At 61.2% G+C, this 9756-nt stretch carries 11 protein-coding genes; 6 read left to right on the top strand and 5 right to left on the bottom strand.

Features of this window, described 5'->3' with window-relative positions:
- Positions 1–91: ATP-binding protein (locus H3Z84_RS16760; protein WP_228285802.1), on the top strand; the 91-nt coding region annotated here is incomplete at its 5' end.
- A 221-nt stretch (positions 92–312) separates the two neighbouring features.
- On the opposite strand, the gene H3Z84_RS16755 is transcribed toward H3Z84_RS16760, so the two are convergent.
- The 4 genes from H3Z84_RS16755 to arsH form a co-directional block, all read right to left on the bottom strand.
- Positions 313–1110, bottom strand: a complete 798-nt coding sequence (locus H3Z84_RS16755; protein ID WP_199458277.1) for an undecaprenyl-diphosphate phosphatase — start codon at positions 1108–1110, stop codon at positions 313–315.
- A 101-nt stretch (positions 1111–1211) separates the two neighbouring features.
- Positions 1212–2408: a chromate efflux transporter gene (gene chrA / locus H3Z84_RS16750; RefSeq protein WP_199458276.1), complete on the bottom strand. Its 1197-nt coding sequence runs from the start codon at positions 2406–2408 to the stop codon at positions 1212–1214.
- Positions 2409–2433: 25 nt separating this feature from the next.
- Positions 2434–3504, bottom strand: coding sequence for an ACR3 family arsenite efflux transporter (gene arsB / locus H3Z84_RS16745; RefSeq protein ID WP_199458275.1), 1071 nt, complete (start codon positions 3502–3504; stop codon positions 2434–2436).
- Between the two features lie 9 nt (positions 3505–3513).
- Positions 3514–4230 carry an arsenical resistance protein ArsH gene (gene arsH / locus H3Z84_RS16740; RefSeq protein WP_199458274.1) on the bottom strand — a complete coding sequence of 239 codons (717 nt, stop codon included), beginning with the start codon at positions 4228–4230 and terminating at the stop codon, positions 3514–3516.
- A gap of 90 nt (positions 4231–4320) precedes the next feature.
- Between arsH and H3Z84_RS16735 the strand changes: the two genes are divergently transcribed.
- The 5 genes from H3Z84_RS16735 to H3Z84_RS16715 are packed head-to-tail and all read left to right on the top strand — an operon-like array spanning position 4321 to position 9259.
- Positions 4321–4677: a metalloregulator ArsR/SmtB family transcription factor gene (locus H3Z84_RS16735; RefSeq protein WP_199458273.1), complete on the top strand. Its 357-nt coding sequence runs from the start codon at positions 4321–4323 to the stop codon at positions 4675–4677.
- Positions 4678–4719: 42 nt separating this feature from the next.
- The gene (locus tag H3Z84_RS16730) at positions 4720–5724 is read left to right on the top strand and encodes an ArsJ-associated glyceraldehyde-3-phosphate dehydrogenase (RefSeq protein ID WP_199458272.1); all 1005 of its coding nucleotides are present in this window, start codon (positions 4720–4722) and stop codon (positions 5722–5724) included.
- A 1-nt stretch (position 5725) separates the two neighbouring features.
- Positions 5726–6952 carry an organoarsenical effux MFS transporter ArsJ gene (arsJ, locus tag H3Z84_RS16725; protein WP_199458271.1) on the top strand — a complete coding sequence of 409 codons (1227 nt, stop codon included), beginning with the start codon at positions 5726–5728 and terminating at the stop codon, positions 6950–6952.
- Entirely contained in the window at positions 6949–8124 is a 1176-nt protein-coding gene (locus tag H3Z84_RS16720; RefSeq protein ID WP_199458270.1) for an MFS transporter, read from the top strand. The genes arsJ and H3Z84_RS16720 overlap by 4 nt, the downstream gene beginning before the upstream one ends.
- Before the next feature lie 40 nt (positions 8125–8164).
- Positions 8165–9259 carry a tRNA-queuosine alpha-mannosyltransferase domain-containing protein gene (locus tag H3Z84_RS16715; RefSeq protein ID WP_199458269.1) on the top strand — a complete coding sequence of 365 codons (1095 nt, stop codon included), beginning with the start codon at positions 8165–8167 and terminating at the stop codon, positions 9257–9259.
- Here H3Z84_RS16715 and H3Z84_RS16710 read toward each other — a convergent pair.
- Positions 9253–9657, bottom strand: coding sequence for an acyl-CoA thioesterase (locus tag H3Z84_RS16710; protein WP_199458268.1), 405 nt, complete (start codon positions 9655–9657; stop codon positions 9253–9255). The two genes, H3Z84_RS16715 and H3Z84_RS16710, sit on opposite strands and share 7 nt — an antisense overlap.
- Between the last annotated feature and the right edge of the window lie 99 nt (positions 9658–9756).

Raw genomic sequence — 9756 nt, 5'->3', positions numbered from 1 at the left:
TGACGCCATCCTGGATCGGCTCATGCACAACGCCCATCGCTGGGCTCTGAAGGGAGAGTCGATGAGAAAACGACTTCAGGAAATTGACTGAACGTGAACACCCGGGGTACAAACCTCGGTGGGTGATGCGTTAAGAAAAAGAGTGTTCACGTTCAGCCAGAATGGGCGTTCACGTTCGCCGGAATACGCACCCCGATACCTGCCTACCTCCAATGCCAGGAAACTCGAGCGCTTTTTGGAAAGCCCTTCCTGATGCCTGCCACCTCCCAAGGTCGAGGCCGGCACCCGAAGAACAAAACTCCCAAACCGCGATTACATCAGAACCGCGTAAATCACCCCAGCCAGAACAATCCGGTAGAGAACATACGGCCACATGCCCACCTTGTTCAGCCACTTCAGGAAGAAGTGGATGGCGGTGATGGCCATCAGGAACGAGGTTACGCCGCCAATCAGGAAGCCACTCCAGTCTACGATCACATCGGATGAAGCCACATCCAGCAATTTAACGGCAGACGCCAGCACAATAATCGGAATCGCCAGCAGGAACGAAAACCGCGAGGCGGTTTCCCGCGTCATGCCCAGGAACAGGCCGGCGGTGATGGTGACGCCGGAGCGTGAGGTGCCGGGGACCAGGGCCATGGCCTGGGCGATGCCGACGACGACGGCGTCTTTCCAGTTCAGGGTATCCATGGTGCGCTGGCGTTTCGGCAGCCAGTCGGCAATGCCAAGCAGAATGCCGAACACCAGGGTGGTGAAGAAGATCACCGAGGCGCCGCGCAGTTCGTTGTCGATCATGTCGAGCAGGGCCAGGCCTGCGAGGCCTGCGGGAATGGTGCCGATGACCAGGTACCAGGCCAGGGCGCCCTGGCCGACGATTTTGCGCTGGTGGATGGAGATCAGGCCGTCCCGGGCAACGCCAAAGACATCCCGGCGGAAGTAAAGCACCACGGCCAGAAGCGTGCCCACATGCACCGACAGGTCAAAGCCCACGCCCTGGTCTTCCCAGCCAAAGAAAGCCGGTGTCAGAATCAGGTGGGCGGAGCTGGAGATGGGCAGGAATTCGGTCAGTCCCTGGAGGAGGCCAAGGAAAAGGGCCTGGTAAACATCCATTCTTTTAATTCCGGTCGGTGGTGCTGGTTAACGGGTTTGGCGCGCTCAGAAAACGAGCGCGATATTAGCAGGGTGGCTGCCGGCTGAACAGGCGCAGCAGGTTACGCTCCCAGCAGCACGCCGCCGGCGGCCATCACGATCACCACGCCCCAGGCCGGGAGTTTCCATACGCTTAGCAGCATAAACCCCGTCAGGCCAAGGGCAAACTCGCCGGGTCCGACGATGGCGCTGGTGAATACCGGCTGGTACAGCGCGGCACCGAGAATGCCCACCACAGCCGCGTTGGCGCCGCGCATCAGCGCCTGGGCGCGGTGCCAGCGGCGGAAGTTGTTCCAGTGCGGCAGTACCGCCATCAGGATCAGCATGCCGGGCAGGAAAATGGCCAGCAGGGCCAGCGCGGCCCAGATAATTGGTGCAGAGGGCCCCATCACGGCACCCAGATAGGCGGCAAAGGTGAACAGCGGGCCGGGGATGGCCTGGGCGGCGCCGTAGCCGGCGAGGAATTCATCGGAGGTTACCCGGCCGGTCTGTACCACTTCCGCTTCCAGCAGCGGCAGCATCACGTGGCCGCCGCCGAAGACCAGGGCCCCGGCGCGGTAGAAGCCATCAAGCATATCCAGCGGGGCCGAGGGCGCGAGCCACGCCAGCAGGGGCAGGCCGGCCAGCAGGAAGACATACAAAACAGCCGTCAGCCGGCCGGTTCCCGCCGACACTGAGATGCCGGAATGTCCGGCGGCGCCGTCGTTGGCAGAACGGCACAGCACCAGGCCCGCAAGGGCTCCGACCAGAATCGCAGAAACCTGCCCGGCTGTGCCGCCCACAAACACCACCAGCAGAACCGCTGCCAGCGCGATGCCGGCCCGTTGCTGATCCGGGCACAGGGTGCGCGCCATACCCAGCACGGCGTGGGCCACCACGGCTACCGCTGCGACTTTCAAGCCGTGGATAATGCCCTGACTGACCGCGCCGTCGAGCAGGCTGGCGCTCAGTGCAAAGGCCACCAGGATGATGGCCGAGGGCAGGGTAAAGGCGGTCCAGGCGGCGGCAGCGCCCCAGCCGCCACCGCGCTGCAGGCCAAGGGCAAACCCCACCTGGCTGCTGGCGGGCCCGGGCAGGAACTGGCACAGGGCGACCAGGTCTGCATAGTCCTGCTCTGACAGCCAGCGGCGCCGGGCCACAAACTCATTACGGAAATAACCCAGATGGGCCGCCGGGCCGCCAAAGGAGGTCAGGCCCAGGGCCAGGAAGGCCAGGAAAATTTCCCGAATTCGTGCAACTGACACCGGGCCAGGGGCCATATTCACTCCCAAAGACAATCTCTGATCAGGCCGGGAACTTGTCCCGGGTGTTATTGGCTATGCGCACCAGCATCAGCATCAACGGCACTTCCACCAGTACGCCCACCACCGTGGCCAGCGCCGCCCCGGATTGCAGGCCGAACAGGGCGATGGCGGCGGCCACCGCCAGTTCAAAGAAGTTACTGGCACCGATCATGGCACCGGGGGCGGCGATGCAGTGGCGTACCTTCCATAATTTTGCCCAGCCGTAGGCGATAAAGAAGATCAGTACGGTCTGGATAATCAGCGGCACGGCAATCAGGGCAATGTGCAGCGGGTTTTCCAGAATGACTTCGCCCTGAAAGGCAAACAGCAGAACCAGGGTGACAATCAGCGCCGCCGGGGTCACCGGGCCGAGGCGTTTCATAAAGACCTCGTCGTACCACTGCTGGCCGTTGCGGGCGATCAGGATGCGGCGGGTCAGGTAGCCGGCGGTGAGCGGAATCACGATGTACAGCACCACCGACAGAATCACCGTATCCCAGGGTACCTGGATGTCGGAAATACCCAGCAGGAACACCACAATCGGGGCGAAGGCGAACAGCATGATGATGTCGTTCAGGGACACCTGCACCAGGGTGTAGGCGGCATCGCCGCGGGTCAGGTAACTCCAGACAAACACCATGGCGGTGCAGGGGGCGGCGCCCAGCAGAATGGCGCCGGCCAGGTATTCGCTGGCCAGTTGCGGGGCGATCCAGGGCTCGAACACCACCATCAGGAAGAACCAGGCAATGGCAAACATGGTGAAGGGTTTGATCAGCCAGTTCACGATGGTGGTGATGGCGAGCCCTTTTGGCTCCTTGCGAACGCCGACAATGGCGCTGAAATCAATCTGCGCCATCATGGGGAAAATCATTGCCCAGATCAGGATGGCGATGGGAATGGACACCTGGGCGTATTCGAAGCGGGACAGGGTCTCGGGGATTGAGGGGGCGAGCTGCCCGAGGGCTACACCGGCCACAATAGCCAGTGCCACCCACACCGAAAGGTAACGCCCGAACAGGTCCATGCCGCCTTCGGTCGCTTCAGCCGGGTTCACATCGCTGTTACTGCTCATTGCACATCCTTAAATGGAGCGTTGGTTCACACGCTTCGACAGTTCTTCGGCGCTTTCCTTGCGTTCGGAATAGCGGTCGGTCAGGTAATCGCTGCGGTCCCGCACCAGCAGGGTGAACTTTACCAGCTCCTCCATGACATCCACGATACGGTCGTAGTAGGCCGAAGGCTTCATCCGGTCGTTGTCGTCAAATTCCATGAACGCCTTGGGTACGGACGACTGGTTCGGGATGGTCACCATGCGCATCCAGCGGCCCAGCACCCGCAACTGGTTGACTGCGTTGAATGACTGGGAGCCGCCGCACACCTGCATCACCGCCAGGGTTTTGCCCTGAGTCGGCCGAACGGCGCCCATGGACAGGGGAATCCAGTCGATCTGGGTTTTCATGATGCCGGTCATGGCGCCGTGGCGTTCCGGTGAGCACCACACCATGCCTTCGCTCCACTGCACCAACTCCCGCAGCTCCTGAACCTTCGGGTGGGAGGCATCTTCGGCATCGGCCAGGGGCAGTCCCCTCGGATTAAAGACGCGGGTTTCCGCACCCATCGCTTCCAGCAGGCGGGCGGCTTCTTCCACCGCCAGGCGGCTGAAAGAGCGCTCGCGCAGGGAGCCGTACAGCAGCAGAATCCGGGCGGGATGTTCTGAGGCCGGGGCCTCGAATACCTTCGATGCCGTGGGAGCATTGAACAGCTCAGCTTTAATATTGGGAAGATCCGCGGTTGGCATGTTGATCGTCGATCCTTTACGTCATCACTGTGTCACACTAATATGCGAAAAACTGCATATTCGAATAAGCGTATATATTGGTCGGTAAATATGAAAGGTCAAGCCCATTACAATCCGGTGACTGTGTTCAAGGCATTGGGAGATGAACTCCGGCTGGCAGCCACGCTGCTGATCTACCGCCATGGCGAGCTGTGTGTGTGTGAACTGATGGCGGCCTTTGAAGCGCCCCAGCCAAAAGTCAGCCGGCACCTGGCCTCCCTGCGGGAGGCCGGCCTGCTGGAAACAGAGCGCCGGGGCCAATGGGTCTATTATTATCTTAGTCCGCATCTACCAGATTGGATGGTGCGGGTGCTGGAGGAAACCGCCCGGAACAATGCGGCACTGATCGGGCAGCCCCTGGCGAGGTTGCAGGCCATGGCAGACCGCCCGGCAGTGCAGTGCCCCTGATCACGAATTTACAAGGATTGCGAACCTCGCAAGGAGAACACCATGAGCAAGATCAAGGTAGGTATTAACGGATTTGGTCGCATTGGCCGTTTGGCTCTGCGGGCCGCCTGGGGTTGGCCGGAGCTGGAATTTGTGGCCATCAACGACCCGGGGGCTGACACCAACACGCTGGCGCACCTGCTGAACTTTGACAGCGTGCATGGCCGCTGGAACTACGAAGCCACCGCCGATGGCGATGAGATGGTGATTGACGGCCAGCGCATCCGCGTGACTCACAACAAAGCCATTGCCGATACTGACTGGTCTGGTTGCGACCTGGTCATCGAGGCCAGTGGCGTGAACAAGAAAGTTGCCGTGCTGCAGGGCTACCTGGATCAGGGTGTGAAGCGGGTGGTGGTGACCGCCCCGGTGAAAGAGCCGGGCGCGAAGAACATCGTGCTGGGCGTGAACGAACACATCTTCGACCCGGCCAATGACCGAATCATCACGGCAGCCTCCTGCACCACCAACTGCCTGGCGCCGGTAGTGAAGGTCATCCACGAGAAACTGGGCATCAAACACGGTTCCCTGACCACCATCCACAGCCTGACCAACACCCAAACCATCATCGACGCACCCCACAAGGATCTGCGCCGGGCCCGTGCCTGTGGCAGTTCGCTGATTCCCACCAGCACCGGTTCCGCCACCGCGATTATCGAAATATTTCCGGAGCTGAAAGGCAAGCTGGATGGCCACGCGGTGCGGATTCCGCTGATCAACGCGTCGCTGACCGACTGCGTGTTTGAAGTGGAGACGCCGACCGACCGGGACACTGTGAATCGGTTGTTGAAAGAAGCCGCCGAGGGCGAGCTGAAAGACATTCTGGGCTATGAAGAGCGCCCGCTGGTGTCCATCGACTACAAGACCGACCCCCGCTCATCCATCGTCGATGCCCTGTCCACCCTGGTGGTCAATGGCACCCATGTGAAAATCTACGCCTGGTACGACAACGAATGGGGCTACGCCAACCGCACCGTGGAACTGGCCCGCAAGGCAGGGCTGGCCTGATATGAGCGCGGCCATCCGCCAGTACCTGGTGATCACCGGTAACTACTGGGCCTTCACCCTCACGGATGGCGCCCTGCGGATGCTGGTGGTGCTGCACTTCCACCAGCTGGGCTACTCGCCGCTGGAAATCGCCCTGTTGTTCATCTTCTACGAGTTTTTCGGGGTGGTGACCAACCTGGTGGGCGGCTATCTGGGGGCCCGTATGGGCCTGAACCGCACCATGAATATCGGGCTGTTTCTGCAGATTGTGGCCCTGGCCATGCTGGCGGTGCCGGCGGCCATGCTCACGGTGCCCTGGGTGATGGCGGCGCAGGCGTTGTCCGGCATTGCCAAGGACCTGAACAAGATGTCCGCCAAGAGCGGCATCAAGTTGCTGGTTCCGGACGAGCAGCAGGCCACCCTGTACAAGTGGGTGGCGATCCTCACCGGCTCCAAAAACACCCTGAAAGGGGTGGGCTTCTTTCTGGGCGGCGTACTGCTGATGGCAGCCGGCTTTACCGGCGCGGTGATCCTCATGGCAGTGGCGCTGGGGCTGGTGTGGCTGGCCAGCCTGTTCCTGCTGGGGCAGGATCTGGGCAAGAGTAAGGCCAAGCCGAAGTTCAGCGAGATCCTGTCCAAGAGCCGGGCCATTAACGTGCTGTCGGCCGCCCGGATGTTCCTGTTCGGTGCCCGGGATGTGTGGTTCGTGGTGGCCCTGCCGGTCTACATGGCCACGGTGTTCGGCTGGGACCACTGGAAGGTGGGCGGTTTTATGGCCAGCTGGATTATCGGCTATGGCTTTATCCAGACCATTGCACCCAAAATCACCGGACACTCCAACGGTAAATCCGGTGCCGTGCTTTGGGCGGCCTTGCTGGCGGTGGTTCCGGCGGCCATTGCCGGGGCCTTGATGGCCGGCTGGTCGGCACAGGCGGTGGTGATCGGCGGTTTGCTGCTGTTCGGGGTGCTGTTTGCCATCAACTCCTCCCTGCACAGCTACTTGATTGTCAGCTATGCCCGGGGTGATGGTGTGTCGCTGGATGTGGGTTTTTACTACATGTCCAATGCGGCGGGCAGATTACTGGGTACCATCCTGTCTGGTTGGGTGTATCAGGCCTACGGGCTGGAGGCCTGCCTGTGGATTTCCGCAGCCCTGGTAGCCACAGCGGCCGTGTTGTCAGTATGGTTGCCGGAGCGCGCGGACAAGCCAGGCTTCAGCCAGCTGGCTGCAACAAAGACAATAAAATGATCGGGTTACTTCGGCGCTTCCCCCTGCCAGTCATTGTGCTGGCGCAACTCTTTGGCACATCTCTCTGGTTCAGTATCAACGGAGTCTGGTTATCCCTGTCCGCCGAGCTGGGGCTGGCGGAATCGGATCTGGGCCGGTTGACGCTCTCGGTTCAGGCCGGCTTTATTGCGGGTACGCTTGCCCTGGCGGTGACCGGGCTGGCAGACCGCTTCGGCGCCAGTCGGATTTTCCTTGTATCGAGCCTGCTGGGTGCCCTTGCGAATGCGGCTTTCGTGACGGTGGCCGGAGTATTTCCGCTGGACAGCCTGCTGCGGTTCGCCACCGGCCTGTGCCTGGCCGGCATCTATCCTCTGGGTATGAAACTGGTCATTGCCTGGACGCCCAAATATGCCGGAGCGGCCCTGGCCTGGCTGGTGGGCATGCTGACCTTGGGTACAGCTCTGCCGCATCTTATGCGTGGGGCAACGCTGGGCATGCCCTGGGAGTGGCCACTGCTCGCATCTTCCTGCCTGGCACTTCTGGGCGGGTTGTTGGTATTTCTGTTGGGCGATGGGCCGCACCTGCCCAAAGCCAGTGGTCGTCTCCCGCTCAGTCAGGGGCTGGCGGCTTTGAGTAGTCCCCGCTTCAGGGCCGTGGCCGGCGGTTATTTTGGCCACATGTGGGAGCTATATGCCTTCTGGACCTTGGTGCCGCTGTTGATCGGGCGAGAACTTCAAAGGCTGGGGCAGGGTGAGGCTTTGATACCCTGGCTGTCATTTGCGGTAATCGGCATCGGCGCTGCCGGCTGTATCGGTGGCGGTCGGCTCAGTCGGACCCTGGGCAGTGAGTGGGTGGCCCGGCGGGCGCTGATGGTGTCCGGGGCTCTGTGTCTGCTCTATCCCTGGATGAACGGGCTGCCGCCTTTGTTGTTAATGGTTTTGCTGTTGGTTTGGGGCGTGGCGGTAGTGGCCGATTCACCGCAATTCTCTGCACTGGCGGCCTCGACCGCACCGAAGGAAACCGTGGGTTCGTCGCTGGCGGTCATGAACGCGGTCGGCTTTGGCCTGACGCTGCCGGCAATATGGCTCACCAGCGGGTTCTGGAGCGTCTGGGATGTCTGGGTGGCGCTTTTGCTGTTGCCGGGGCCGGTGTTCAGCCTGTGGTCCCTGAGCCGAGGAAAGCCCCAGGCCTGATACACTTGCCGACTCCTTCGTCCTCCAGCTATGGATCGCCATGACCCAACGCATTCTTCTATTGTCAGGCTACGATGCCGCCAGCCATCGGCGCTGGCGAGAGCAATTGGTCACCCTGCTGCCCGGTTATCACTGGCAGACGCTGGCGCTTCCGCCCAGATTCTTCCAGTGGCGGATACGAGGCAATCCGGTGAGCTGGCTGGACGAGCCCTGCCTGCAGGAATCCTGGGACCTGGTCATTGCCACCTCCATGGTCGACCTGGCCACATTGCGCGGGTTGCACCCCTCGCTGGCAAACACGCCGTGCCTGCTTTATATGCATGAAAACCAGTTCGCCTTTCCGGTCAGCGATCAGCAGCGGGGCCGGGTAGAGCCGCAAATGGTCAATCTCTACAGTGCCCTGGCGGCCGATGCGGTGGCGTTTAACAGCGCCTGGAACCGGGACAGCTTTCTGCAAGGCGTTGAAGGCTTTCTGAACAAGATGCCGGATGCGGTGCCCGACGGGGTGATGGAAAAACTCAGGGAAAGATCTTCGGTGCTGCCTGTGCCGATTGAAGACCGGTTGTTTATCGACCAGCCCCGGCCTGTGAACCAGGCGTGTCCGCACCTGCTGTGGAATCACCGCTGGGAATACGACAAGGGGCCGGACCGATTGTTGGCATTGCTGGAGCAGCTGACAGAGCGTGAAATGCCTTTCCGTATCAGCGTGGTGGGCGAGGGCTTTCGCAGCCGCCCGGAAGCATTCGACCGGATTCACCGGCAATTTTCAGGGCACATCGAACACTGGGGCTTTCTGGAGCGCCGCGCAGATTATGATCGCTTGCTGGGCCGTGCCGATATTGTGCTGACGACAGCGCTTCACGATTTCCAGGGGCTGGCGATGCTGGAAGCCATGGCTGCCGGGTGTTTGCCACTGGCACCGGACCGGCTGGCCTACCGGGAGTATGTGCCGCCGCAGTGCCGGTACACCAGCATTGAGTCTGACAAAGCGGCGGAAGCCAGGGCGGCAGCTGACCGGCTGGCCAGGTTGCTTGAACAATCGCCTGTTGCAGAGCCGCCGAATCCATGGCGGGCTTCAAGGCTGGCGCCCCGGTATCAGGCTCTCATCGAGCAGCTGATGTCGAAAGGTCAGTGATTCTGTTCCGGCACTTCCCGAATGCGGCCGTGCTCGTCTATGGCTACGTATACAAACAGGCCTTCCGTTACCTTGCGCGGTGTCTTTGAGCTGCGGTCCAGGGTCCAGACTTCCACCTGGATTTTCATGGAGCTGCGCCCAATGTCCACCAGGTCACAGTAACAACCTACCTGGGAACCCACCCGCAACGGCGACAGGAACTCCATGCGATCCATGGCCACGGTGGCATTGCGGCCCCGGGAAATACGCCCGGCCATGGTGGCGGCAGCAATATCCATCTGTTTGACCAGCCAGCCGGCGAATACGTCGCCATTGGCGTTGGTGTCTGACGGCAGGGGAATCACCTGCAGCATCATCTCCCCGCGGGGGGCGGGTTTGTCGTCATCGTATGCGTTCATGAATGGTTTGCCTTACGGAAGCTTATGAATTGTTTTCCGTGCATGGTAACGGGCTGGCCGCGCGCTGCAAGAAAATTTCGCTAATGACGGCTATATTTC

The sequence above is a fragment of the Marinobacter sp. bablab_jr003 genome, from assembly GCF_016464245.1.
GTDB lineage: Bacteria > Pseudomonadota > Gammaproteobacteria > Pseudomonadales > Oleiphilaceae > Marinobacter > Marinobacter vinifirmus.
The sequence above is the reverse complement of the archived record's forward strand: the minus strand, read 5'-3'. Positions and strand labels throughout refer to the sequence as shown.

What these genes read in the sequence shown, in the direction of transcription:
- H3Z84_RS16720 (WP_199458270.1), top strand. Translation starts at nt 6,949, where the DNA reads ATGATCGGGTTACTTCGGCGCTTCCCCCTGCCAGTCATTGTGCTGGCG.
- H3Z84_RS16710 (WP_199458268.1), bottom strand. Translation starts at nt 9,657, where the DNA reads ATGAACGCATACGATGACGACAAACCCGCCCCCCGCGGGGAGATGATG.
- arsH (WP_199458274.1), bottom strand. Translation starts at nt 4,230, where the DNA reads ATGCCAACCGCGGATCTTCCCAATATTAAAGCTGAGCTGTTCAATGCT.
- H3Z84_RS16755 (WP_199458277.1), bottom strand. Translation starts at nt 1,110, where the DNA reads ATGGATGTTTACCAGGCCCTTTTCCTTGGCCTCCTCCAGGGACTGACC.
- H3Z84_RS16735 (WP_199458273.1), top strand. Translation starts at nt 4,321, where the DNA reads ATGAAAGGTCAAGCCCATTACAATCCGGTGACTGTGTTCAAGGCATTG.
- H3Z84_RS16730 (WP_199458272.1), top strand. Translation starts at nt 4,720, where the DNA reads ATGAGCAAGATCAAGGTAGGTATTAACGGATTTGGTCGCATTGGCCGT.
- chrA (WP_199458276.1), bottom strand. Translation starts at nt 2,408, where the DNA reads ATGGCCCCTGGCCCGGTGTCAGTTGCACGAATTCGGGAAATTTTCCTG.
- arsJ (WP_199458271.1), top strand. Translation starts at nt 5,726, where the DNA reads ATGAGCGCGGCCATCCGCCAGTACCTGGTGATCACCGGTAACTACTGG.
- H3Z84_RS16715 (WP_199458269.1), top strand. Translation starts at nt 8,165, where the DNA reads ATGACCCAACGCATTCTTCTATTGTCAGGCTACGATGCCGCCAGCCAT.
- arsB (WP_199458275.1), bottom strand. Translation starts at nt 3,504, where the DNA reads ATGAGCAGTAACAGCGATGTGAACCCGGCTGAAGCGACCGAAGGCGGC.